Here is a 22,002-nt window from a genome sequence, read left to right on the forward strand (position 1 = left end):
ATAAAACCACCATAGGAGGTGAAAACATGCCGAGGAGAGCAAGGGAGTTTCCCGAAGAGGGTGAGTTTGTAGTTGCAACGGTCAAAAGGGTTCACAATTACGGTGCATTCCTTGAGCTTGATGAGTATCCAGGAAAAGAGGGCTTTATGCACATAAGTGAGGTTGCTTCAACATGGGTAAAGAACATTAGGGACTACCTTAGAGAGGGGCAGAAGGTAGTTGCAAAGGTGATAAGGGTTGATCCCAAGAAGGGTCATATAGACCTGAGTCTGAGGAGGGTCACTCAGCAGCAGAGAAAAGCAAAGTTGCAGGAGTTTAAGAGGGCCCAGAAGGCCGAAAACTTGCTTAAAATGGCTGCTGAAAAGCTAGGAAAGGACTTTGAGACAGCATGGAGGGAGGTTTGGGTTCCACTCGAAGAGGAGTGGGGAGAGGTTTATGCTGCATTCGAGGATGCGGCTAAGGATGGCATAGAAGTTCTTAAAGGCTATGTTCCAGACGAGTGGTTGCCAGTTCTTAAGGAGATTATAGACAACTACGTTGAAGTTCCAACAGTAACCATAGATGCCGAGTTTGAAATAACAGTTCCAAAGCCTAATGGAATAGAGATTATCAAGGAAGCCTTGATAAGGGCAAGGGATAGGGCCAACAAGGAGAAGGATATAGAGGTCAAGTTCACATACCAAGGTGCCCCAAGGTATAGGATTGACATCACGGCTCCTGACTACTATAAAGCTGAAGAGGTTCTTGAGGATATAGCAGAGGAAATACTCAGGGTAATTAAGCAGGCTGGAGGAGAGGCCACTTTACTGAGGAAAGAGAAGAGGATAAGGAAGGTTAAGAAGAGGAAGAAGTGAGGAGTATGAGGTTCAGAATTAGAAAGTGTCCGAGGTGTGGTAGGTACACACTTAAGGAGATATGCCCGGTCTGTGGGGAAAAGACTAAAGTAGCTCATCCACCAAGATTCTCTCCTGAGGACCCGTATGGGGAATATAGAAGGAGGTTGAAGAGAGAGCTCTTGGGGATAGGGAGGAAGGAGAAATGAAGGAAACAATTATAGTTGTCCACGAGAGACCTGACATTTACGATCCAATATTCATAGAAGGCCTCCCTGGGATAGGGCTAGTAGGAAAACTTGCAGCTGAACACTTAATTCAAGAGCTGAAGGCAAAAAAGTTTGCTGAGCTATATTCGCCGCATTTTATGCATCAAGTTCTCATAAGGAAAGGCTCAATAGTTGAGTTAATGAAGAATGAATTCTATTACTGGAAGAGCCCAGACGATGAGCATCGGGATCTTATAATAATTACTGGAGACACCCAAGTCCCTCCAACAGACAGCTATGGACACTTTGAAGTCGTTGGAAAGATGCTGGACTTCGTCCAAGAGTTCGGTACCAGGGAAATAATAACCATGGGAGGTTATCAAGTCCCTGAGATTCAAGGTGAGCCCAAGGTTCTTGCCGCTGTAACTCATCCAGATCTCGTTCCATACTATCAGGAAAAGCTCAAGGACTGCAACGTTCAGGTAATCTGGAGGGAAGACGAGGGTGGGGCCATAGTAGGTGCCGCTGGGCTTTTGCTCGGAATAGGGAAGCTAAGAGGGATGTTTGGAATAAGCCTCCTCGGAGAAAGCCTTGGTTACATAGTGGATGCGAAAGCGGCAAAAGCTGTACTCTCGGCGGTTGCCAAGATATTGAACCTCGAGATAGATATGACAGCCCTTGAAGAGAGAGCAAAGGAAACCGAGGAAATTCTGAGGAAAGTTGAAGAAATGCAGAGGGCAATGATGGAACAACAAATTCCAAAGCCTCCCCAGGAGGAGGAAGACAGGGGATATCTCTGACTCTTCAGGAAAACGATGTAAATCCGACCTCGTACAGCTGTCTAAGCATGCGAAGAACTTTCTTAGCTGTATGTTTAAATCTGAACATCTCTTTCTTCTTTTCCCAATTTTTAAGGAGCTCTTTAACTTTACTAAAGTCTAGTTCATCAATTGTTGCCTTCTCCTTCAAGCATAAGTTCAGCAAGTCCTTCAGAGGTTCTTCCAGCCTTCTTCTATTCCCATGAAACTTTGGAAGAACCTTCATAAGAATGGCCAAATCAAGGATCTCATCCTCGCTAATGTTTATTATTCCCTTTTCCCTGCTTTCGATGGCATTTTTGAAGAACAAGGAAATCTCATCAACTACCCTATAGCCAAAGTGCAGGTCATAAGGTTCGAGGACTTTGTTAAGTTGAAGTAGAATTTTCCAGTAACCTTTTTCCTTCACCAACTTTAAAGCTTCTAATACTTCCTTCTTGTCTATGGCGGTAAACTTTCCTCCTCTTCTCAGATCCTCGAGGATCTTGGCTCTTAAGTTAGTGATGTGCCCTTTAGTAGTGCTGATGCTCTCTGGAGGATAATTTTCAAGTTTGACATCCCTCAACTCTATTGTAAATGCTCTGTCAAGCACCTTTGGGCTGAACATATACGTTGTTTCGTCTATGTTAACGGTTCCAATTATGTATAAGTTAGGGGGTAGCTTGATCTCTTTGGGTATTCCTTGCTTGTCCTCTACCTTATCTATGTTGTGAAGCTTTATACTCTCTCTAGTAAATCCTTTCTCGTCTCTCCCGCTCTCTAGAACGCTAAGGAAGTCTGCGAAATAGTATTCCACGTGGGCTAAGTTCATTTCGTCGAGAATTATAAAGTGAGGCATTGCATCTTTTCCATTTTCTTCGTAATCCTTAATTGCCCTTAGGATGAACTCAAGAAGTGGTGTTTTATGATATTCTTCTTTCATTGGATTGTAGAACCCGAGCAATGGTTTTGGATCTCTCCAGTCTGGACGAACTGAGAGAAATATGTGATATCTCTCCCCTTCTTCTGGATAAAGAAGATCAACGAACTTTAGAGCTAGCTTCGTTTTTCCAGTTCCTGTTAGTCCAGAAAGGATAACAAACCCCTTAGTCTTCAAGGCAACATAAAACTGTGCTATTAGATCTTTGGGGTATAGATAATTGAATTTCCTAAAGTAAAATTCTATAAGTGGCTGATTAATGATAGTATTGACAGTAATGTGGAAAGATTTGTTATCTTTATTGTTAATGTTGTTCGTAGATATCTTCTTTAGATAAAATGCTACTTCAAATGCTGTTTTTGCGTTGATATGATCTTTTACATAGTTAACAAGCTCTACAAACCTTAAATAATTGTGCACGTATTTTCTCCACTGATGTCCCCACAAGATTTCTATTCCTGTTAGTCTTTTAATCAAATCTTGAGAAACTGTTTTTTTATGAATGGGAATAAAATAATTAGGGTTTACGATAGACAGCCACGTGCTTATAATTGAAATTCCTACGTATATTTCAGGTATTGATACATTTTTGAGCTCTTGTAAGAGATCTTGATAGAGCTCATCTAGGCTTGTGAGTGACGCTCCAATTGTTAGTACCTTTCTGAAATTACTGTCTTCTAGGATCAATTTTATAGCTTTCATTTGTTCTGATTTTGAGTATTTTGGGTGTGTGTAGTATAGCATTTCCTTTATTTCTCTAGGAAGTCTATTTAGGATGTTTAGGATTTCCTCGGGGTTTACTCTGTTCTTGTCATAATTTTTCATTATAATGCTCGTTATTTCTTCGAATGTTGATAGAACTAGGTCTTCATACCTATGCCATTCTGGATAGTAATATTCCCTGGCATTCCTTAGTATTACTACAAAGTCTCTGATATCTCCTCCCATTCCAAATCCCCCCGAGGAATATACCTAATGTACCCAACCCCACTAATGGTAACATCCCCCAAAAGCTTGGATATTTCAAAATCCTCATATTTTACATCCTTTCCGACTTCAAAGAACATGTTCTTATTTCCCGGATACAAAACAACTGCAAACCTGCACTGGAGAGCATCTCTGTATGTGTGCATCTTGAGAATGTCCTCAAGTTTTGCCCATGTTTCCAAACTTTTGGGATTCTCACTTTCTTCGGCAAACTCTTCCATATTTATCTCTTCAACCTTGAACTTTGCATCAAATACTCCAATAATTTTGCTCTCCTTTTTTCCAGGATCTCCTGTAAACAGGGAAAAATCCGGTCTTAGGGAGACAGAATAGCTCCATTTTTTTGGCATTAACTTTTTGTTATAATAAAGCCTCCACCCATTCCCAAACTCTGCATATACATCTCCAGACTCTGAAATTTCTCCAGTTGGTTCAATTACGAGGTTAATCTCTTTCACATTTAATGCCTTTCCAATGTCATGTATCAACCGGAAAAATGCCCAGTACTCATAGAGTTTCGCAATGTCCTTGTTCTTGATAGCTCTATTTAGTTCCGAAAAGAAAGGAGAATATGCTGTGAATTCTTGCCAAAGCTCGAGTATTTCTCTGTATCCCTCCTTTTTTAGAATGACTTGTGATGAGTATGGAACAAGCGTTGTGTCCCCGACTTCTAGGAAGATATCATTAGAGAGATAAAAATCAAGAGTATCAAGGGCATTTGTAAGCTTCTCCTTTGCACTCTCATCCCTTATAACTTTTAGTGTCCTCTCCCCCCAATATATTAATTCTTTCAGAAAGTGCTTTATGAACCTGTTTTCGGGCGTATCTAGTGTTTCGTAGTTTTCTCGACTTTGAACCTTGTCGAGCCCGATTCTTGTAAGAGGGTTGAGAGAGATCGTGAGAAGAACATCCTCATCAACCTCGCTGATTTCCCAGGGATAGACTCCCACTACCTCTTCAGTAAGCTTTTTATGTGGCCTTTTCACGATTTCTTCAATTGCCTGGGAGATTCTTTCTAAGTTGTTGGTCAAAAAGTGGTAAGCGAATAGTTCATTAATTTCTTCACCCTCACTTCTCGCAGGAAATGTTGTGGGTGAACTTATCGAGAATGGCAGGGAAAGAGAGTAATTTGTTATTTCCTCGACGAGATTTCTGTAAAACTCTTCATTGGCTCTTATTAGGTTTTCAATATCATTTTCTTTTATTCCGTAAATTTTTCCAATTTTCTTTGAGATTACCTCAACTTCAATTTTCTTCTCTTTTTCGTTCTTCACTATCTCTATTGTCGCTTTTCCCACGTAATTTTTGAATTTTAATGTCACTATAAAATCTTTATTAAGTTTTTCCGCTTTTATCTCTTCTCCATTGACAATTATTGAAAACCGTTCATCGCTAATGAATTTATATTCGACGAATTCAAGTAGATACATCTTTTCATCGTGCCTTAGGGGTTCTGGCTTAATTATGACTTTCTCTGTGATCATCCTTTACCTATTCCAGAATCAAAAATTAAAAATATTATCGCTGACATCTTAAATAGCAGGTCTCAGAAGTCTTTTAGGAGAAAATCGTGAGAACAAAAGGAGGTGAAAGCATGATAATCTTGGATAATCACTTCCACGTTGATCCAAAGAATGGTATCTTCCTGGAAGCTGTTAAGCAGTTTTACAGAGCTGGTGGGACTCATCTCGTCGTTGTTTATAAGAGTGCCCATGACTACGGCTTTTCAAGTGCTAAAGCTGAGGACTTCATGAAAGCTATGGATTTCCACATTAAACTCGTTGAAAAGATAAACGAAGAAACTAAGGTGAGGGCTTTTGCAGTAGTTGGTGTTCATCCTGCAGAGTTTGACTACTTGGCTAGAAGAAGGGGTCTTGAATATGCGAGAGATGAAGTTATGCAGGCACTCGAGTACGCTCAGAAGCTCTGCTTAGAGGGTAAAGCCATTGGAATAGGCGAGGTTGGCAGGCCCCACTATGATGTTCCAAAGGAAATTTGGGATGCGAGTATAGAGCTTATGAAGTATGCAATGGCTCTCGCCAAGGATGCCGATTGTGCTGTTCAGCTTCATACCGAGAGTTTTACGGAGGAAAAATTCCGAGAGTTGGGTGAATACATAGAAGAAGTTGGGATAAAGCCATACAGGGTTGTTAAGCACTTTTCGCCTCCTCTTGTGAAGGTTGCAGAGGAAGTGGGTGTATTTCCGAGCATAATAGCAAGTAGGAAGAACATTGAGGAGGCAATAAGACAGGGAAACAGATTCCTTATGGAGACAGACTACATAGATGATAAAAAGAGGCCCGGAGCCGTTCTTGGGCCAAAGACAGTTCCCAGAAGAACAAAGGAGTTCCTTCAGAAGGGCTTGTTTACCGAAGAAGACGTTTACAGGATTCATGTAGAAAACCCAAGAAAAGTTTATGGTGTGGATCTTGAGGAGATCTAACTCTCTCAATGTCCTTTGCGGGCTAATCACTTGTTCTTGTTGTTAATTCCGGCTTAATTCGTTTAATTTTTGGGCTTGTTGGTAGTTTTAGTGTTTTTGAATCTCTGCTGTTAGGTGCGAGGTATCCAAAAGAAAACAAAGTAATTCATTTAACTCTCCACCAAAAACCTTATTTTTATGAACATATATTATCATCAACGTATGGTTATGGGGATAGTTAGATCCCTTAGAAAAATGCTCAGGGCTAAAAAGAGAAGGGTTATTGGAGTTGTGAAAATTGAGAAAGTAATAAGGATGAAGGATAGGGAGGCAATTCTTGGGAGAGTTGAAAAGGGAGTTGTTAGGGTTGGTGCTATCCTTGGAAGGGGGAGGGTTATTTTAATAAAGAAATACCGAGAAGAGATAGAATTTGCAATGGCTGGAGAAGATGTTTTTCTCGTGGTTGAGGGAACTGTGGGGAAGCTTAAGGGAGATAAGGTAGAAGTAATAAGGCCGAGAAGCCCGATTTTATGAGAGAATCACAAGTGGAAGTTGCAGAGAAGAGATCCATTCGTCGCTTTAATGAATTCAACGTTTAGGTCAAAAGTTGATTTGAATATTTCTTCATTTAGCTCGCCCTTTGGAAGCACACCCACAACCTTTCCATCCCTAATGAAAACGAATCTTTCAGCAAATCTTAAAGCAAGGTTTATATCATGCATTACAGCTACAACTGTTCTGTTCTCTCTTGCTAGCTCTTTTAGAAGTTCCATTACTTGAATTTGGCTTTTTGGATCCAAGTTGTTAGTAGGCTCATCGAGCAAAATTATTGGCGTGTCTTGGGCTAAAGCCCTTGCTATCGCGACCTTTTGAAGTTCACCACCACTAAGGCTTTTGGTTGGTCTTGTTGATAAATGTTTTATTCCCATTATTCTTAGGACATTGTTTACAATCTCAAGATCTCTTTTTGAAGGCGTTAGGCCCATGTAGGGTCGTCTTCCAAGGAGAACCATGTCAAATACTCTAAGAAAAGTTGGCATTACCTTCTGGGGAACGTAAGAGATTATTTTGGCGAGTTCGTTTCTAGTGTAGCTTGAAATTTCTTTTCCCATGACCTCAATATCCCCCTCACACTTTAGTATTCCGGCCATGCATTTAAGTAGTGTAGACTTTCCGGCACCATTTGGACCGAGGATCGCAAGAAATTCTCCTTCTTCAACTTTTAGGTTTATGTTATCTAAGATTTTCTTCCCATTGTAGGAGAACGAGACTTCTCTAAGCTCGATCATGTAGATCCCTCCATCTTCACCAGTAAGTATAGGAACATTGGAGCTCCAAGGAATGACGTTATGACACCTACGGGTAGTATTAGTGGAGAGAGAAGGAGTCTAGCGACGGTGTCGGCGGCTAAGAGAATTAATGCCCCCAGTAGGGATGACAAGGGAATTAAAAATCTGTAATCTCCTCCAAATATTAGCCTGATCATGTGTGGGGCTATTAAACCTATGAATCCTATAACTCCCACGAATGCTACTGTAACAGCAGTTAGAAAGGCGGATAAAATTGCAGATACAAGTCTCGTTTTCTCAACTTCAACTCCAACTGAAAGTGCAATTTCATCCCCAACGGATGTTGCATTCAAATCCCATCTCTTGAAAAGGAAGTACACGAAGATGGGAGTGAATGATAGTATCATGATAATGTTTTCTTTCCAGTACGGTCTACCAAGATCTCCAAAGCTCCAATAAACCATGGCGGCTAGCTGAAGTTCATTCGCGAAATATTGTATCAGGGTTGTTAGGGCCGTAAAGAGTGAACTCATGGCAACTCCAGCCAGTATCATAGCCTGTGGGCTTAGCCCCTTCATCTTTGCTAAAACAACTATGACTAAGGTAGATGCCATTGCACCTGCAAACGCTAGGAGGATTATTGAGTAGGGATTTACTATACTTACTCTGCCCGTGCTCTCAGCGTATCCTGCCCCCAAAATTATAGCAAGAGAAGCCCCAAACATGGCCCCATGGGAAACTCCCATCGTGAATGGAGTAGCGAGAGGGTTTCTAAGTATCCCCTGTAGAACGGCCCCACTTAATGCTAATGAAGCTCCAACTATAATTCCAGCAATTATCCTGGGGAGCCTTATATTCCAGATCGTGTAAGTAATAGGTCTCGGCTCCTTACCGGCTATGGCAAGCACAACCTGTTTTGGTGTTAGGGGATAGGAGCCTTTCATAAGGGACAGTACTGAAACTAAGAAAATTAGAAGTAGGAGAATGAAAATAGCCATGACTCTTTTTCTTTCGTAGTCTCTGTACATTTTCCATCACGGATTTTTCGGTAATGAGTACTTGACACTTCCATTTTCTAGGTTTATCTTTCCAAATCCTCCAAACTGTTTTGCCAGCTCTTCATAAACGGGTTTTCCAACGAGGAATTGATAAATCTCATTGGCTTTTTCTTTTGGATCGATGTCTCTGAATTTGTCCGGGTACAGTACCTTTCCTATGAAGTATGCATCGGCTATTGCTGTCCCTATGTTCGTTGCATAGAAATTATAGGGCAACAGTCCATAGACTTTTCCTTCCCTAACAGCCTTGAGAGAATTGTAGAATTCTGGATTTTTCTTATAATCTTCGAGTACTATACTAAGCCCGCCCTCGTCAATGAAGATGTATTCGGGTTGCCACTCAAGTAGCTTCTCCTTGTCTATGAATTTGTGTCCTTCTCCAAGAGCGCTTGCAACATTGTAGGCATTTACGGCCTTGAAAGGAGGATAGCTTGCATCCGTACTTTCTATTCCATGGGCACCTTTATATCCGATTCCACCCACATAGGCCGTTTTTGGTGTTACGTCTTTGGTTCTTTCCTCGAGATCCTTCTGAACAGATTTTATGAACTCTATAATCTCTTTGGCCCGCTTCTCTTTGTGAAGTATTTTTCCTGCAATTTCTAAGGACTTAAAAAGCTCTTCATCTGTGAACGTCCCAAGTTTTCCATAGCTAAGCACAACGACTGGGATTCCAGTCTTTGCTTGGATATCATCAGCTGTTTTTGCATCTACATATGTCATAAATATAACATCTGGCTTAAGCTTCATTATCTCTTCAAGGTCTGGCAATTTTCCTGGTCCTCCTGGGCCTATGGTGGGTAGGTTCCTGAGTTCTGGATGTGCCAAGATGTAAGGCCTTCCAAAGTTGAATCTCTTCTCGAAGTCCTCTACCCCAACGACAAAGTTAGTTGCGTTTAGGTAAACTATAAGTCTTAAGCAACCAGGTCCTGCGGCGACGATTCTGCTAACTTTGGTTGGGACATCTACTTCTCTCCCCAGCATATCTTTTATTTTTACAGTATTGGCTTGGGTTTGGGTTTCAGTAGATACACACCCAAGTGATAGGAAGAGGATGAGAATGATAGGAAAAGCCATAACAATGACCTTACGCTTCATTCAAAAACCCTCCTAACTTTTGTTATTCCTCTTCCGACGACTGCTAATATCTCTTCTCCTGCACAGATTTTGCAGTAAGGCTTTTCATTAATGTAAATCACCTTAGAACTCATAACAAGCTCGTTGCATTTGGAGCAACGGATACTTTCAAAGATAGGTGCTTGTTCTATTGGCACGACTTTTATTCTCTTAATCTCAAATACGTCTTCTGGAAGGTAAAGGAACTTCCTACCGATTTCCTCCCAAAGTTTCCATAGCTCCTTTCTCTCCTCATATGTTCCTTTTCTTTCCTTGACGACTTTGTTGAAAAGTTCAGTTGCTCTATCGGGAAGGAACTTCTTGAGTCTATCTGCATCGACATATACTCTTATCCCTTCCCAGTTTCCTCTCTTCACTAGTGTTAGAGCTGTTTTTCCGGTGTCTATGTAAATAAGGGAATTATTCCCGAGAGTGCATCCCGTTGTCACTTGAACGCCATCAGCAAAGCAACTGTTTGTTTCAACTATTGCCAATATGCTCTCATCAACGCTTCCAGAATAGTCGAGCCTTTCAACATTGAGTTCTTCCATTGCTATGATCGAAGCCTTTATCCCAAGGGCAAGGTAGGGACATATGTGGCCGTGAAATTCCCTGGCGTATTCTAATATACCTTCTAAATCCTTTTTTGCCACGAGCTCATTTATCTTCAGCACTCTTCACACCAATTTTAGATTTGGTGCTACTCTTTTAACGCTTTTTTAAATTTGGTGTTACCAACTGGAGGTTTGAAACTATCTGAGAACCCATACTCCTATTCCTATTAGCAAGATTCCAGCTATAATTGAGAGTTCTCTTGAATGCTTTACCATGGCTCGTGAAAATTTCTTGCTTTCACTTAAACTGCCCATTGCGAATAGGATTATGAAAAGTGGGAGAACAAATATTAGGTTGTAGAGGGCTAGTAGTAAGTATGCAAGGGCTCTCATCTTAGATACTATCGTTGCATATACGACATAAGGTCCCATTGAGCATGGTAAGAGAGTTGTTGAAACTGCAAAGCCCAGGATTAATCCCCCAACTATTGTGGCCTCGGTAGAGAATGCCAGCTTCCTTAGCTTTCCTTTGCCAACTGTTCTGGGCTTTTCTAGGGCACCAGTTACTATTTCATATATCCCAAAAGTTATTGCTAGATAACCCGCCCAACTTACTGGAATTTTTCCCGTTATTATCATCAACCCGACTCCGAGAGTGTAATAAGAAACGTAAACAGCTAAGATAAACGCCAGACCTACTACGTAAAGAGCCCTTTTTGGTAGCCCTTTTACAGAGAGGGCTATCAAGAATATCGTGTAAACAACAAATGTGCACGGATTTACGGAGTCTACTATTGCTAGTGTGAAGAATTGGGGTATGAAGTTTGTTAGATTGATAAGGCTCAAGGTTATTGAGCTAAGCCCGAAGGATATTATGATTATTAAGAGAAGGTATTTTAGCTCACTTTTCATTCTTGACACAGGATTTTGAAGCGTTTCAAAGTTTTTAGGGCTTTCTAAAATTATTGGTTGAAAACTAAAAGTTCTAGTGTTCAAACGTTCAGTCTTCTCTCTTTGGGCACATAGTTCTTTATAACTCCGTTGATTAGCTTTCCCCCTCCTAGCCAGAAGCTTCTCCACTTCACAATAACCCATCTATTCCCTTCCTCATTGACCTCTATGTCCTCTCCCCTCATCCATCTCCTAGCTCTCTCATCATCGACCTCTACGACGTTCTTAGTGGCCTTTGGTCCAACTATAAATGCTCCCTCTATTGTTAGCCTTATTCCATCTGCTTCGATTTTTCCAAAGTAAATGCCTTCATGCCCCTTTTCTGGAAAGTTGCAGGACTTGTAGGCGTAGATCTTTTTTCCCCTAACTTCTAAAATCAAGTCTCTGGGAGCGTACCCATACTGTTCTTCGAGCTTTTTTAAGATCTCTTCCATTTTTATCCCTCACCTCCTTTGCGGGCTGGAAGCCTTCGCCCTTTAGGGCGGGGAGGATGTTAGACATACTTCATTAGAGTATTTAAAGCCCACTCGAATGCTTCTCTGTCTTCAACGTCTATAACATTGTCTAAATATTGCAAAGCCCTCAGGTTTATGACTATGTAAGCTTCACCTCTTTTCAGTCCAAGGTCATAGGCATCATAGTAAACTCTTTCCTCTCCGAGTGCCTCGTTCATTAGATCCACAAAGTACTTTATGTCCTCAACGCTCAGTTCATCCCACTTGTTTTCCATTTCATCAAAGAATCTCTCTAGTGTGAATATCTTCTCAACTGGCAGGTTCAAGGTTCCTTTAATAAACTGGAACTCTCCAACCCTGAATATTTTCACATCATCGTTATCCTTAATTCCTATGGTGTCCCACAGTATTACCCCTTCTATGACATTTCCTCCGCCATATCTATTCGCTAACTCGCTGAACACGTCAAATACTGCTTGCATCTCCTCTATAAATTCCTCCTCATCCTCAAATCTCACGACCTTACTCACACTTCCTCTCATCTCGCGACCTCCGTGGGTTTATAAAGAGTCTTTCCCGATTTTTAAATATGAGGGTGGCCCTTAAAATAGCCTATGATGGCACTAGATTTCACGGCTTTCAGAGACAACCCGATGTGAGAACTGTCGAAGGAGAAATAATTAGAGCGCTGAATGATGCTGGCATTGAGTTTAGCGACTTTAAAGGAGCCTCTAGGACAGATAGGGGCGTAAGCGCGAGAGGGAACGTCATTGCAATAACAACGGATGATGAGAGAATTTTAAATCCCATGGTTCTCAATTCTAGGATGGAGGACGTTTGGATATGGGGTGTAGCAGTCGTTTCGGATGATTTTCATCCGAGATTCAGGGCAACCTCTAAGGTTTATCGATACTACTTACCTTGCATTGGGTGCAATGTTGAGAAAATAGAGAGGTGTGCAGAAGTATTTATCGGAACTCATGACTTTTCAGCGTTTTCTAGGGTTGATGGGAGGGATACAATCAGGAGCATTGAAAATGTAAGAGTTGAGAGGAGAGGCAGGATAGTGGTTATAGAGGTGGAGGGAAGAAGCTTCCTTTGGGAGATGGTTAGAAGAATAGTCTCGGCCATTAAATTGTGCTCATTGGGGATGTTAGATAGGGAGGAGATAAAGGAAATGCTCGCTGGTAAATTTAGGAGGCATAGAAAAGTTCCTCCAGCCCCTCCAGAGGGACTAATTCTATGGGACATTAAGTATGAGAGTGTGAAGTTCAAAGTGGATAGGAAGTCTTTAGAGTACTTCCAAAAGAAAATTGTTGAAAGATTTGAGCTCTTTGCATCTTTGGGGGAGCTTTATTATGACCTCTTAAGCTTTCCCAAAAGCATTTAAATGTTTCTGATTAGTCGGGTGGGGTGAGTAAAATGAAGGTTGAGGGCTTACTTTCAAGTCTCAGGAATGCGGAAACAATCGAGGATTTGTTCTCGATACTAAAAAAGAAGGGTGCTCCCATTATAGAGCTTGAGGAGATTAAAAAGCTTGTAATAGTTGAAGGGGATTTTGAAGGGAAGCAGTTCTGGTCTGAGGTTAATGGAATTAAGGCCAATATGGCCCTTGGAGATGCTATGCTCAACGCTGCGAGCGTTCCATTTAAGTGCAAAAGGCCCTTTACAGGTGGGAACTTAATTCTCGTTGACCTTGATTCTATTGAATCAAGTGAGTTCGTCATTGGATACATAACGGAGGGATCGGGGGTTTACTTCCACGTTAAGGGCGAGGAGGTTAGAGAAATTACAAGGGAAGAATATGATGAACTCAAGAATAAAATGCCCGAGTTCAAGGTTAGGAGTTATAGTGACGAGGAAATAGAGGGGATAGGCGCGTTCTTTGGATAGCCTCAGAAGTGGTAGCTTTCATCACTCTTCAGGGCCGGGCTCGCTCTTCATCGGCTTTTCTTTTCGAAAAATTATTATCCCTTGAAAGTTTAAACCGTTATTGTGAAGTGGGAAGAGTGGAAACCATTTTATGAAAGGATCGTACAGGTTATGGGGTATTCCGTTGAGGAGGATAGGAAGGCTGCTGAGTTGTTAAGGGATATTCTTATTGAAAACGATAATTACATAATTAAAGAGGAGCTTGCATCGATCATCATGAAGAGGGTTTATGTGTTTGGGGCTGGGCCAAATTTAGAAGAAGCTTTGGAGCGTTATGAGTTTTCAGATGGGACAAAAATAGCTGCTGATGGTGCAACTACAGCCCTTTTGGAGAGGGGCATTATCCCGGATATCGTGGTTACTGACCTAGATGGAAGGATAAGAGATTTAATCAGGGCGTCAGGAAGGTCTGTAATGGTTGTTCATGCTCATGGAGATAATATGGACAAATTGCCATTAGTCACGAACTTTCCGGTGGTTCTTGGAACATGCCAAACTGAGCCTCTGGACATTGTATACAACTTTGGGGGCTTTACCGATGGAGATAGAGCAGCTTTTTTGGCTGAAGAGCTTGGGGCAAGGGAGATAATCCTAGTTGGATTTGACTTTTCAGATATGGTTGGAAAATGGAGCAAACCATGGTTGAGGGATCATACTACTGCGTGGGAAGAAAAAAGAAAAAAGTTGGAGTTTGCAAAGGAACTTTTACAATGGCTTAAAAGTCACGGAAAAGCAAAACTTACCTTTTTATAATGATAAAAAGTTCAAGTTTTTGTCCAAAAATGCTTTATACATGATAGGTGCTTTCTAAAGCTGAGGTGATCCAATGAACTCCGCGGTAGTGATATTTCTAGCCGGTCTTATATATGTAGTTCTCTATCAGACCTATGGAAAAGCTCTCCAAAACAAAGTCGTTAAGGCCGATCCGAACAGGCCAACTCCAGCACACAGGCTTTATGACGGTGTTGATTATGTTCCTGCACATCCACTAGTTCTCTATGGCCACCACTTTGCATCGATAGCAGGGGCTGGGCCAATCGTAGGTCCGGCAGTAGCAATGGCCTGGGGATGGTTGCCAGGATTGATATGGGTGTGGTTTGGGAACGTGTTCATCGGTGCCGTTCATGACTACCTTGCACTGATGTCATCTGTAAGATATGATGGTAAATCAATACAATGGATCGCCGGAAAGTTGATGAGTAGAAGAACAAGCATGGCATTTGAGCTTTATGTATGGTTTGCATTGATACTCGTTATAGCTGCATTTGCCGCCGTTATAGCAGGAATCTTCGTTAAGACGCCAGGGGCAGCAACTGCATCAATACTGTTCTTGCTAATAGCTGTTCTCCTGGGATGGCTACTGTACAAGGTCAAGATAGACTTCAAGCTTGGAACGATAATAGGGATAATTCTCTTGATCCTAGCAATATATATAGGCTTCAAATTCCCACTCGTTGCAAGTAAGGAAGCATGGTATGTATTCCTGGGTATCTACATTATAGTAGCTTCATCACTTCCAGTCTGGATCCTCTTACAGCCAAGAGATTATTTGAACGCATACATTCTGTGGTTTGGACTGGCTCTAGGTGGTATAGCGTTCTTGGTGGTAGGACTTAAGGGTCTGGGAACATTCACCGCACCAGCATACACAACGTGGAGTGCAAATGTTGTTGGTGGGAAGCCTTCGCCCTTCTGGCCAACAATACCCCTTGTGATAGCATGTGGTGCCCTAAGTGGATTCCACTCCCTAGTAGGTTCTGGAACAACAAGTAAACAGCTTGACAATGAGCTTCACGGTCTGCTAGTTGGATATGGTGGAATGTTCACTGAGGGGTTCCTCTCAACTATTGTTATCTCGTCGATAGCGATTTATGGTGTTAAGGTCTTCCAGGATTCCGGTATTGCAATAACCGCCGCAAACTGGGCAAAGATCTATGCCCCAAAGGTGGCAGGAGAGATCGGTAAGGTAACAATATTCGCAAAAAGTTACGCATATGGACTTCAAGATGCCTTTGGAGTGGATGTTAAGCTAGGAACACTGTTTGCAAGCTTGTGGGTTTCTGCCTTTGCTCTAACAACACTTGACACGGCAACGAGGCTTGGAAGGTTTGCATGGCAGGAGATCATTGAGATGGTCAACGGACCCAAGCTCCTAAAGAACAAGTGGGTGGCCTCATTCATTATAGTCGTGCTTGGAATAGCCTTAGCATGGAAAGGGAAGTGGCTGGTTATATGGCCGGCGTTTAGTGGTATGAACCAGATGTTGGCTAGTATAGCAATGATGACTGCTTCCCTATGGGTTGCGAAGATACAAAGGCCTGCTGGGGCTTGGAAATGGGCAGTTCTCATACCAGCTCTCTTCCTTTGGGTTACTGTAACCTCGGCACTTATATGGTTCCTAGTGTACGTAGGAAAGAGCAATGCTTGGGTTAGCCTAATAACAATAGTCGGTCTAGCACTCAACTTCCTCCTAGTGATTGACTGGTACAACGCTTGGAAGAAACCAGTAGAAGAGTACGAAGCCGCTAAGGCCTGATTCTCTTTCTCATTTTCTTTTTGGAGGTGTTGAAATGGAACCAATAAAGCAGTTCCTGAAGGGATTCTTTGGGTATTTTAAGCAAAGTTCAACTGAGTACATAGAGTTCGAGCTTAGAGAGCTTGAAAACATGTTCGCCCTTGTTTTAATGGGCTCTTTCATTGGAATACCTTCTCCTCCAACGACACTTGTGATGAGGATAATGCCCTATATGGTTAGGGAAATCAAGGTAATGCAACAGAGGGCAGTTGAGCTTGACGACATCTTTGGGGAAATAGCTGGAATGTTTGATATAGACTGAGGTGATTGTATGAGAGACTATTTAATACCTCAGGATGGGTTTAGGGTCATATTTGTCATTGGGAAAGGGGGAGTTGGAAAAACTACAATAAGTGGTGCCCTCGGTATAAAGCTTGCCGAGGAAGGATACAAAACTCTCCTGATATCTCTTGATCCAGCTCACAACCTTGGAGACGTTCTCATGGAAAAGCTCAATGATAAACCAAGGAAAATAATTGAGAACTTATATGCGAGTGAGCTTGACATGGAGAAACTGATAAGGGCATATCTGAAGCACCTTGAAGAAAACCTAAAGAACATGTACAAGTATCTAACAGTTATAAATCTGGAGAAGTACTTTGAGGTCTTAAGCTATTCTCCGGGAATTGAAGAGTATGCAACTTTGGAGGCAATTAGGGAGATACTCCTTGAGGGGGATAAATGGGATGTTATTCTTTTTGATACCCCACCAACGGGATTGACACTCAGAGTTTTAGCATTGCCAAAGATATCGTTGATTTGGGCTGATAAGCTGATTGATATAAGAAGAAAAATCCTCGAGAGGAGGCAGGTAATAGAGAAGATACATGGGGAGCAAAAGTTCGTTGTAGATGGGGAGGAAATTAAGCTCCCAACAAAAGAGGAAGAAGACGCGGTAATGAAGGAGTTAAAATCCTATAGAGAAGAGATAAAATTCGTCGAGAGCGTTATAACAAACCCAAGAAAGGCAACTGTCGTTGGCGTCATTAATCCTGAAATGCTTCCTTTATATGAGATGGAAAGGGCCTACAATAGTCTAAAGAAGTTCAAAATTCCAATGAGAATGGTTGTCGTAAATAAGGTGATAGAGCTTGAAAGAGAGGTTCCTGAAATTAGGGTTAAAATAGAAGCTCAAAGGAGGGTTCTTGAGGAAGCAGAGAAAATTTTCAGGGGATTAGATTTTGTTAAAATCCCAATGTTCCAAGAGGAGCCAAGAGGACTTGAATGGCTGAGAAAGGTGGGAGAAATAGTTGTTGGGGGTTAAAGAGGTCATTGATAAACTTAGGAATGTCGTAAATCCTTTTACTGGAATTGACATAGTAAGTGAGGGCTTGGTAACGAAAGTTATAGTGGAGGATAGGAAGGTTGTAATTTACGTTGCGTTTGCCAGGTATACTCCCCCAGGACCATTTGCAATGGCGATAACTTGGCCGGTTCAAGCAAAGATAGCAAGAGAAATTGGAAGGATACTTGAGGAGGAGTTTGAAGAAGTTGAGGTTATAGATGATACAACGCTTCAAAGATACTACCCTCTGGAGGAGGTATAGATGGAGTTTTCGAGCGTGATATTGATCCTTATGTTGCTTGCAGGTATTACATCACTCCAGTTCTATAAGGGAAGAAGGTTGAACCTAATGCTAATGCAACACTATCTTAGGGCAATAGAAGATGTTGTGAAGCCAAAAGACAAGGACTACGTTTGGCTTGGAGGATATGTTGGATTCAGAGGGCTTTATAAACTTGATGACAAGGATATACTAAAGTTTGAGTACACCTTAACCTTACTACCGAGGCACAGTATCCTATACTTCCCAATCTCTCTCCTAATAAGCAGGCATGACAAGCTTTACATAGTCGTGAGGCCAACCTTTGAAATACTCAGAGAGGTTCATCTGTTGCAAAAGGGGTACTTTAGGATGAAACCGAAGATAGAGAGAGAAATTGAGCTGATTAGGGAAACATTTGAAGTTAATGGAATAAAATATGAAGCACTCTATGAGAATAGAGAAGATGTGGAAGAAGTTATGAAGTTCCTTCAGAGCTTTTCGAACACTAAGAATGTGAAGCATGTCGCAATAGTTCCAAAAACAAACGTGATTTATGTTTTCATGAAACCTGAACCTGAAACAATAGAAGAAGATGTGAAAAATGTGCTTAGATTTGTCAGGAACTTTCCAAGGAATATGAAGAGATAGTTAACACTCCGCTCTTTTCTTCTCCTTATAAAACCAATCTGCAGCTTTGCAGTACTCGAAGAGCTCTTCTGGCTTAAAGTACAGGTTTATTTCTCTCTCAGCACTTTCTTTTGAATCGCTCGCATGAACTACATTGTATATTGCATCACCAATGTCAAGGCCGTAGTCTCCTCGAATGGTTCCAGGGGCGGCATCTTTTGGATCAGTGGCTCCTGCCATCTTCCTAACAACGTCAATTGCATATCTTCCTTCAACGACCATAACAACAACTGGAGCCTTGGTTATGTACTCTATTAAGGCATTAAAGAATGGTTTTCCCTTGTGCTCTTCGTAGTGCTTCTCTGCAAGTTCCCTATCTATCCATATCATCTTCATTCCGACTATTTTGAGCCCTCTTTTTTCGAATCTGCTTATTATCTCCCCTATGAGTCCCCTTACAACGGCATCAGGCTTGATTATCACTAGTGTCCTCTCTACTTCCTCCATCAGCAACACCAATCTTATTTTCTCTGCTTGCTTTAATTAAATTATCCATCCTGTAAAGGAAGAATGCTAGCCCTCCTGATATTCCAACTACAAGGAAAGGGAACTTTGAGGGAAGGGGTAGGCCTCTGTGCCATTTGTAAAGCAGGTAATTTTGATACAAGAAGGCAGTCGTGAACCACATTATAAATAGTGTTTCCAAAATTATAATCACTATCTCAACGGCCTTATTTTTATCATTTAATACTTTCCATGCCTCCTTAATGCTCATTTCCAAGCCTCCAAAATCTTTTAAGCTTTATCTTCATTAGGGGTAACGTTACTGGTTGCATCGTTTCAACAATCCAATCGGGAAGGTCTTTTTTAACATTATTCCATAGAGCTCTGTAATCGAGGATTACTATGCTTCCTCTCTCCTCGGCGGATCTATGAACTCTTCCAGCGGCTTGAGCAAGCTTTCTATGAGCTGGGAGTATATATCCGTAATATCTTCCTTTCCCCGGGAATTTCTTTTCAAAGTATCTAATTTGGGCCTGGACCCTTGGAGTTGGCCTAGCATAGGGTATGCCAACTAAGACAACCCCGTTCATTTCATCTCCCGAGTAATCCTGTCCTTCGCTGTTCCTTCCACCCATGACTCCAAAAAGAACTGCTCCTTCTTTTTTAGCCTCTTTTTTAAACTCTGCAATCATTGCATCATTTTCTCTTGATGTTGCATCTTTCTTTTCAATGAACACCTTCTTTCCAATATCTTCCTCGATTTTAATGTGAACGTTGGTGCTCAAAATCCCCTCAAGGACTTCATATGATGCCGTAAATACCCCAACGTTCTTTGGAATTATGCTTACGGCTTCGAGGATATACTCGGCAATTTTCTTATATAATGAGGGGCTTCTTTCCTCTCCTCTCGTTGAAACGTCTCTGGCAACTAGAACTATTGCATTTTCTGACTTTACCATTCTCGGGAACTTCTTGGTCTTTGCCTCCACACCGATTATATCCCTAAAAGCCTCTAGGGGTGTTAGTGTCCCCGACATAAATATTGCAGAATGAACCTCTTTAAGGAAATCTAGGGCAACTGAAGGATCTAAAGCCACTAGTTCCAAAGCAAGGTTTCTTTCCCTGCTGAATAAGTGGAGATAATCCTCCCTTCCTGCCAGAGAAAGCCAGTTCCATAAGAACTCCCCTACCCTTCCCACATAACTTCTAGGGGGAAGGTTTCTTTCAATTTTATCCTCCCTTATTGCGTCTCCAATTTCGACCATATAGTTTATAATCTCCACGAGGTCTTTGCTTGAATATCCTAAAATAAAGAGTGGATGCTCAAAGATTTCTTCTGGCTTTAGGGGGACTTCTGGGGTTTCGTAATTTTCAAGTCTTTTGTTGTATATTATCTCTAGGCCTTTGAGGAATACTAAGAGAAACTGCTCTATATCATCTTCTCCATACTCATGGGCCTCTTTAATAGCCCTTTCGATACTTCTTACACTTAACCTGTCACTTAGGGCGGAGATAGCCTGATCGGGAACGTTATGTGCTTCATCGAATATTATTATTAAATCAGAGTAATCAACTCCCAGACTGTCCATAAAGGCCTGTCTTATCCATGGGTTTATCATGTAGAGGTAGCTGGCCACTATTACGTTAGCTTTTTCTCCAACTTTCCTTGTTATCTCGTATGGACAAAGTTCCAGCAGTTGAGAATACTCAAGGACTTCGCTTGGAAATGAAGGTCTTTCGAGGAAAAATTCTATGATCTCCTTGACTTGTTCTTTTTTGCTCTTTATATTTTCAAAAAACTGGCATTTTCCGAGCTTTCTCAGACTTTTGCATACGATCATACTTGTGTATGCATCTTGAGCAAAGGTTTGGATATAGCTGTGGAGACAGAGGTCTTTTCTGCTTCTAAACTCAACTCCGCTAACTCGTGCAACGCTTCTTATTGCTTTAAGCTCTTCTATGACTCTATCCATCTGTTTGTGAGTTCTGGCAAGATATATAACCTTATACCCGAAGGAAATTGCATAGGGTAAAACTCCAGCAAGAACGCTGATTGTTTTGCCAAAGCCTGTTGGGGCCTCGACTATTAGGCTTTCTCCTTTTTTCACGCTTTCCCTAACTAATTCAATGAATTCTTTCTGATTTGGTCTGAGTGATTTATAGGGAAAGTACTCGAGCATCTCTATCAGGAGGAGTTTCTCCAAATTCTCTCAAAAACCTACCGAGACTATATAGTCTACATACGTCAATGTATAAGATAGAGCACACATGTGGACATGTGGCTATAAATGAACAGAAGCGAAAGATTTAAATATTAGGAGTGTTTTTCTATTCTCTCGATGAGGAATATGACGATGACTAAAGACAGATTTAATTTAATGACAGCTAAATATTTTGAAATCATTAAGTTACTTGTCATAATTCTAGTCCTTCTTATCTTGTGAAGTGACAAATTACCATCACTCGAACCCCTCATCTTTTGGGGTTCGGTTTGTCTCCATGATAAAAACTTTGGGGGTGGGGTCGTATGGAGTTCGAGGCCATGAAAAAGGTGGTGGTTGAAGCGATGGAGAATGGAGCCCAGTGGGTGGCAGTGACAGTGAAGACTAGAGAATCTCCAACGAGAATAATGGAGGATTTCGAAGAATTCCTGAAAAAGCAGGGTTGGAAAGTAAACTTTAAGGCCAACTGGTGGAGCCCTGCAAGCTATGGGGTAGCCGTTTTAGAGGCTCAGAAGAGTGGTAGAAGCAAGGTTCTGATGGTGAAATGGGCAGCCTCTAGAGAAGACAAGGTACTTAGAGTTGAGGAAAAAAAGGAGAGTGAGGGCAAGAAGGAGTTCTATACGATCGTGGATATGGTTAGTGATGACTTCCTCTATGACACAATCTTGAGAAATATGATGGACAGATATTGAAGAATTTGTCAAATTGTTGTAGATTTTTGTTCTCACTTTTAAAATTTCTATCAAATGTGTTTTCTCCAGTTTGTTATAATTTATATAAAATGTCAAATATTCAACAAAATTATGGAAAATTTTTTATACATGTATGTAGCTCCAAGACCTTTGATGAATATGATGAAATACAGTAATGATGCTGGAAAATATGAGGCGAAGGTTGATTTCACATTGACAAGTAGTGTGGAATACACTGTTGCTCTCTTAGTACTGCTTTCCATTATTATTGGACTTATTATTCTTCTCTGAG

The 22,002-nt window shown here is 41.3% G+C and carries 27 protein-coding genes; 15 read left to right on the forward strand and 12 right to left on the reverse strand.

Annotation, left to right across the window (positions count from 1 at the left end):
* Positions 1-26: 26 nt before the first annotated feature.
* From PY04_RS04290 to PY04_RS04300, 3 genes are read left to right on the forward strand one after another with little or no spacing between them, the layout of a single operon-like run.
* On the forward strand, positions 27-854 hold the full coding sequence (locus PY04_RS04290) for a translation initiation factor IF-2 subunit alpha (protein ID WP_014733939.1): 828 nt from the start codon (positions 27-29) through the stop codon (positions 852-854).
* 5 nt (positions 855-859) lie between these two features.
* Positions 860-1,042: an RNA-protein complex protein Nop10 gene (locus PY04_RS04295; protein WP_010885051.1), complete on the forward strand. Its 183-nt coding sequence runs from the start codon at positions 860-862 to the stop codon at positions 1,040-1,042.
* A complete protein-coding gene (locus PY04_RS04300; protein ID WP_014733940.1) occupies positions 1,039-1,842 on the forward strand; it encodes a proteasome assembly chaperone family protein in 804 nt (267 codons plus the stop codon). Before PY04_RS04295 ends, PY04_RS04300 begins: the two co-directional genes overlap by 4 nt.
* A gap of 4 nt (positions 1,843-1,846) precedes the next feature.
* On the opposite strand, the gene PY04_RS09710 is transcribed toward PY04_RS04300, so the two are convergent.
* Positions 1,847-3,727, reverse strand: coding sequence for an McrB family protein (locus PY04_RS09710; RefSeq protein WP_014733941.1), 1,881 nt, complete (start codon positions 3,725-3,727; stop codon positions 1,847-1,849).
* Positions 3,700-5,250 carry a DUF2357 domain-containing protein gene (locus PY04_RS04310; RefSeq protein ID WP_014733942.1) on the reverse strand — a complete coding sequence of 517 codons (1,551 nt, stop codon included), beginning with the start codon at positions 5,248-5,250 and terminating at the stop codon, positions 3,700-3,702. Before PY04_RS04310 ends, PY04_RS09710 begins: the two co-directional genes overlap by 28 nt.
* A 110-nt stretch (positions 5,251-5,360) precedes the next feature.
* Here PY04_RS04310 and PY04_RS04315 point away from each other — a divergent pair, with 110 nt between their 5' ends.
* Positions 5,361-6,209 carry a TatD family hydrolase gene (locus PY04_RS04315; RefSeq protein ID WP_014733943.1) on the forward strand — a complete coding sequence of 283 codons (849 nt, stop codon included), beginning with the start codon at positions 5,361-5,363 and terminating at the stop codon, positions 6,207-6,209.
* A 201-nt stretch (positions 6,210-6,410) separates the two neighbouring features.
* Positions 6,411-6,722, forward strand: a complete 312-nt coding sequence (locus PY04_RS04320; protein WP_014733944.1) for a hypothetical protein — start codon at positions 6,411-6,413, stop codon at positions 6,720-6,722.
* 5 nt (positions 6,723-6,727) lie between these two features.
* Here PY04_RS04320 and PY04_RS04325 read toward each other — a convergent pair whose 3' ends face one another.
* From PY04_RS04325 to PY04_RS04355, 7 genes are all read right to left on the reverse strand, one after another.
* Positions 6,728-7,477 (reverse strand): ABC transporter ATP-binding protein, encoded by a 750-nt coding sequence (locus PY04_RS04325; protein WP_014733945.1) that lies wholly within the window; start codon positions 7,475-7,477, stop codon positions 6,728-6,730.
* A complete protein-coding gene (locus PY04_RS04330; RefSeq protein ID WP_048055984.1) occupies positions 7,474-8,505 on the reverse strand; it encodes an iron ABC transporter permease in 1,032 nt (343 codons plus the stop codon). The genes PY04_RS04325 and PY04_RS04330 overlap by 4 nt, the downstream gene beginning before the upstream one ends.
* A 6-nt stretch (positions 8,506-8,511) precedes the next feature.
* A complete protein-coding gene (locus PY04_RS04335; RefSeq protein WP_014733947.1) occupies positions 8,512-9,633 on the reverse strand; it encodes an iron ABC transporter substrate-binding protein in 1,122 nt (373 codons plus the stop codon).
* On the reverse strand, positions 9,630-10,325 hold the full coding sequence (locus PY04_RS04340; RefSeq protein WP_014733948.1) for an FmdE family protein: 696 nt from the start codon (positions 10,323-10,325) through the stop codon (positions 9,630-9,632). The genes PY04_RS04335 and PY04_RS04340 overlap by 4 nt, the downstream gene beginning before the upstream one ends.
* 78 nt (positions 10,326-10,403) lie before the next feature.
* A complete protein-coding gene (locus PY04_RS04345) occupies positions 10,404-11,117 on the reverse strand; it encodes a cytochrome c biogenesis CcdA family protein (RefSeq protein WP_014733949.1) in 714 nt (237 codons plus the stop codon).
* Positions 11,118-11,197: 80 nt separating this feature from the next.
* Positions 11,198-11,590, reverse strand: coding sequence for a hypothetical protein (locus tag PY04_RS04350; RefSeq protein WP_014733950.1), 393 nt, complete (start codon positions 11,588-11,590; stop codon positions 11,198-11,200).
* Between the two features lie 59 nt (positions 11,591-11,649).
* Complete coding sequence (locus tag PY04_RS04355) at positions 11,650-12,153, reverse strand: hypothetical protein (protein WP_048055985.1); 504 nt, start codon at positions 12,151-12,153, stop codon at positions 11,650-11,652.
* 47 nt (positions 12,154-12,200) lie between these two features.
* Here PY04_RS04355 and truA point away from each other — a divergent pair, with 47 nt between their 5' ends.
* The 8 genes from truA (at position 12,201) to PY04_RS04395 (ending at position 18,313) form a co-directional block, all read left to right on the forward strand.
* Positions 12,201-13,001: a tRNA pseudouridine(38-40) synthase TruA gene (truA, locus tag PY04_RS04360; RefSeq protein WP_014733952.1), complete on the forward strand. Its 801-nt coding sequence runs from the start codon at positions 12,201-12,203 to the stop codon at positions 12,999-13,001.
* Positions 13,002-13,033: 32 nt separating this feature from the next.
* Entirely contained in the window at positions 13,034-13,504 is a 471-nt protein-coding gene (locus PY04_RS04365; RefSeq protein ID WP_014733953.1) for a hypothetical protein, read from the forward strand.
* 102 nt (positions 13,505-13,606) lie between these two features.
* The gene (locus PY04_RS04370) at positions 13,607-14,296 is read left to right on the forward strand and encodes a 6-hydroxymethylpterin diphosphokinase MptE-like protein (protein ID WP_048055986.1); all 690 of its coding nucleotides are present in this window, start codon (positions 13,607-13,609) and stop codon (positions 14,294-14,296) included.
* A 73-nt stretch (positions 14,297-14,369) separates the two neighbouring features.
* Positions 14,370-16,079 (forward strand): carbon starvation protein A, encoded by a 1,710-nt coding sequence (locus PY04_RS04375; RefSeq protein WP_014733955.1) that lies wholly within the window; start codon positions 14,370-14,372, stop codon positions 16,077-16,079.
* A 34-nt stretch (positions 16,080-16,113) separates the two neighbouring features.
* A complete protein-coding gene (locus tag PY04_RS04380) occupies positions 16,114-16,380 on the forward strand; it encodes a hypothetical protein (RefSeq protein WP_014733956.1) in 267 nt (88 codons plus the stop codon).
* Positions 16,381-16,389: 9 nt separating this feature from the next.
* Positions 16,390-17,382 carry an ArsA family ATPase gene (locus PY04_RS04385; protein ID WP_048055987.1) on the forward strand — a complete coding sequence of 331 codons (993 nt, stop codon included), beginning with the start codon at positions 16,390-16,392 and terminating at the stop codon, positions 17,380-17,382.
* Entirely contained in the window at positions 17,372-17,665 is a 294-nt protein-coding gene (locus PY04_RS04390; RefSeq protein WP_048056211.1) for an iron-sulfur cluster assembly protein, read from the forward strand. The genes PY04_RS04385 and PY04_RS04390 overlap by 11 nt, the downstream gene beginning before the upstream one ends.
* On the forward strand, positions 17,666-18,313 hold the full coding sequence (locus PY04_RS04395) for a hypothetical protein (protein WP_014733959.1): 648 nt from the start codon (positions 17,666-17,668) through the stop codon (positions 18,311-18,313).
* Here the strand turns inward: PY04_RS04395 and ndk are convergent, their stop codons facing one another.
* From ndk to PY04_RS04410, 3 genes are read right to left on the reverse strand one after another with little or no spacing between them, the layout of a single operon-like run.
* Entirely contained in the window at positions 18,314-18,799 is a 486-nt protein-coding gene (gene ndk / locus PY04_RS04400; protein WP_014733960.1) for a nucleoside-diphosphate kinase, read from the reverse strand.
* Positions 18,759-19,067: a hypothetical protein gene (locus PY04_RS04405; RefSeq protein WP_014733961.1), complete on the reverse strand. Its 309-nt coding sequence runs from the start codon at positions 19,065-19,067 to the stop codon at positions 18,759-18,761. The genes ndk and PY04_RS04405 overlap by 41 nt, the downstream gene beginning before the upstream one ends.
* Positions 19,057-20,976: a helicase C-terminal domain-containing protein gene (locus tag PY04_RS04410; protein WP_014733962.1), complete on the reverse strand. Its 1,920-nt coding sequence runs from the start codon at positions 20,974-20,976 to the stop codon at positions 19,057-19,059. Before PY04_RS04410 ends, PY04_RS04405 begins: the two co-directional genes overlap by 11 nt.
* Positions 20,977-21,323: 347 nt before the next feature.
* On the opposite strand from PY04_RS04410, the gene PY04_RS04415 reads away from it, so the two are divergent.
* Together PY04_RS04415 and PY04_RS09650 are read left to right on the forward strand one after the other, a co-directional pair.
* Entirely contained in the window at positions 21,324-21,710 is a 387-nt protein-coding gene (locus tag PY04_RS04415; RefSeq protein ID WP_014733963.1) for a hypothetical protein, read from the forward strand.
* Positions 21,711-21,863: 153 nt separating this feature from the next.
* Positions 21,864-22,001, forward strand: a complete 138-nt coding sequence (locus tag PY04_RS09650) for a hypothetical protein (protein WP_167884980.1) — start codon at positions 21,864-21,866, stop codon at positions 21,999-22,001.
* The last annotated feature ends 1 nt before the right edge of the window (position 22,002 follow it).

It is taken from the genome of Pyrococcus sp. ST04 (genome assembly GCF_000263735.1).
Lineage (GTDB): Archaea > Methanobacteriota_B > Thermococci > Thermococcales > Thermococcaceae > Pyrococcus.